Below are 379 nucleotides of genomic sequence, written 5' to 3' on the forward strand. Positions count from 1 at the left end.
AGATAATGATGATGTGAAAGCTGTTGTACTCCGTGTCAACTCTCCAGGTGGAAGCGCTTTCGCCTCGGAACAAATCTGGCATGCTGTAAAAGAGCTGAAAACAAAGAAACCGGTCATTGTCTCTATGGGTGATTATGCTGCGTCAGGAGGTTACTACATCTCTTGCGTTGCCGATACGATTGTTGCAGAGCCTACTACCCTGACCGGTTCTATCGGAATCTTCGGTATGATTCCTAATGTGAAAGGATTGACTGACAAAATCGGCTTAAGTTATGATGTCGTAAAAACGAATAAATACGCTGATTTCGGAAATATCATGCGTCCGTTTAACGAGGATGAGAAATCATTGCTTCAAATGATGATAACTGAAGGATATGAT

1 protein-coding gene is annotated in these 379 nt (G+C 42.2%); it reads left to right on the top strand.

Annotated features, from left to right (window positions below):
• Positions 1-379: S49 family peptidase (locus tag AB5935_RS27415; protein WP_368328029.1), on the top strand; the 379-nt coding region annotated here is incomplete at both ends.

Origin of the sequence: Phocaeicola sp. RTP21198st1_B8_RTP21198_201120 (genome assembly GCF_040929485.1) — a bacterium.
GTDB lineage: Bacteria > Bacteroidota > Bacteroidia > Bacteroidales > Bacteroidaceae > Phocaeicola > Phocaeicola dorei.